Source organism: Polaromonas sp. P1_E3, assembly GCF_056405935.1.
Window position 1 is genome coordinate 1 of sequence record NZ_JBFUBD010000433.1, and the last position, 2,121, is coordinate 2,121.

Sequence of the window (2,121 nt, forward strand, 5' to 3'; positions counted from 1 at the left end):
GCCTGGTGCGCCTGCTGGCCGGCTAACCTTCGAGAAGTCAGAAATGGTAATTCCTGTTTCTTCTTCAGTGCTGGACGTCGTGCCCTCTGCCAATGAGGCTTCAGATGACAGGCACATCATTCAACCTGGCGATCTGGTGCTGCTGATTGTGGAGAATGACCTGGCTTTTGCGGGCTTTCTTCTTGATGCGGCCAGGGCAAAAGGCTTTAAGGGCCTTGTCACGCCGCTGGGCGCCAGTGCGTTGGCACTTGCGGCGGAATTCAAGCCGTCAGCCATGACGCTGGACATGCATCTCCCCGACATGGACGGCTGGCGGGTCCTTGACCGCGTAAAGCAGGATCTGGCTGTCCGTCATATTCCAGTGTGTGTAATTTCCACGGACGACTCCAAAGAGCGCGCCTACCGTTCAGGTGCCATGGCATTTGTCGAAAAGCCGATCCAGTCCAGGGAAATACTCGACGAGATGCTCGACAGGCTACATGGCTATGTGTCCCGCACAACCCGACATGTACTTGTTGCCTTGAAGGATGCGGCTTTGGCTACCGAAATCAGGATTCATCTGGATCATGGCAACATCCGGCCGGTTGTCGCCTCCCTCCTGGAGGTCAAGGCTGAGGAACTCGTCCGTTCCGACTGCATCATCACGGATGATGCCTCGCTGGCCGACGGATTTGATCACTTGCAGCAAGCCTTCTCCCATCATCCGGTCCTCGGGCCACTTCCTGTGGTCGTCTGGCGCGATGGGTCTGTTGATGCGCAAGGCCAGACGGCCCGGGCAGCGCATGATGAATATAGCTTTCGGGAGGCCAGATCCATTCCCCGGTTGGTCGATCTGGCCATGCATGCCCTGCACGTGAATGAGACCCGGATGAGTGATCGTCAGCGGGGAACCTTAAAAAACCTTCACGACAGCAACAGGTCCCTGGCAGGGAAAAAGGTGCTGATTGTCGATGACGACATGCGCAATATCTTTGCCCTCGCAACCGTCCTGGAAGAAGAGGGCATGGACATCGTCTGGGCTGACAACGGGCATGACGCGATCGCCAAGGTGGCGTCTGATCCGCGATTAAGCGTTGTGCTGATGGACATCATGATGCCGGTGATGGACGGACTGGTCACCATGCAGGAAATCCGGAAATTGCCGGCCGGGAAAAGTCTCCCCATCATTGCCGTGACAGCCAAGGCGATGAAAGGGGACCGTGAGAAATGCATTGAAGCGGGAGCTTGGGACTATCTCTCCAAGCCGGTAAATACCGAAAATCTGCTGTCGGTGCTACGAGCATGGTTGCCTCGATGAGCGCCGTTCTCATGCCGCATGAGCCGGCCACTGCTGCGAAGGCGCACCAGGCCAATATCCTGATTGTGGACGACCTGCCCGAAAAGCACGTCGTCATGAAAARCATCCTGGAGGAACTTGGGCAAAACCTTGTCAGCGCCAGATCCGGCAGGGAAGCCCTGCGGTTGATTCTCCAGATGGAGTTCGCGGTCATCCTGCTGGACGTCAACATGCCGGATATCGACGGGCTCGAAACCGCCAGCCTGATCCGCCAGTACAAACGGACCTCCCAGACGCCCATTCTTTTTATTACCGCTTATGCGGACGAAATCCAGGCCAGCAAAGGTTATGCGCTGGGTGCCGTTGATTACATTACGTCCCCCGTCGTGCCGGAAATATTGCGTTCAAAAGTCAAGGTTTTTGTTGACTTGTACTGCATGAACCGGCAGCTGCAGGAGCAAGCCAATGAACGCGAGGCCCTGGCGCGGTCCGAGGCGGCCCGCGCGGCGGCCGAAGACGCCATCCGGCGAGCTGACTACTTGTCAGAGGCCAGCCGGCGCCTGACAGAGTCCCTCAATATGGATGACACCGCGAGGGCATTGGTGGACATCGCGGTGCCCGGTCTGGGATCCATGGCCATGGTTATCCTGCTGGACAGCCATGGAGAACTCCGCTGCCGGTACCTGAAAAACCTGCATGGCGATGAGCCGGCTACCCCAATACAGCCAGATGATGACCTGAGACTAAGTCCGAAGATGGCCGCGATGATTCATTCGGTCATGCATTCCCGCAGAATTGAATTTCCCGCACCCGTTGCACCATGGCAATGCCTCGATCCTTCAAAT

At 57.1% G+C, this 2,121-nt stretch carries 2 protein-coding genes; both read left to right on the forward strand.

What is annotated here, in order from left to right; all coding sequences use genetic code 11:
• Nucleotides 1-1,297: response regulator (locus AC1D0Z_RS20200; protein WP_477659953.1), on the forward strand; the 1,297-nt coding region annotated here is incomplete at its 5' end.
• On the forward strand, nucleotides 1,294-2,121 hold an 828-nt coding region (locus AC1D0Z_RS20205), incomplete at its 3' end, for a response regulator (RefSeq protein ID WP_477659954.1). The genes AC1D0Z_RS20200 and AC1D0Z_RS20205, both read left to right, overlap by 4 nt.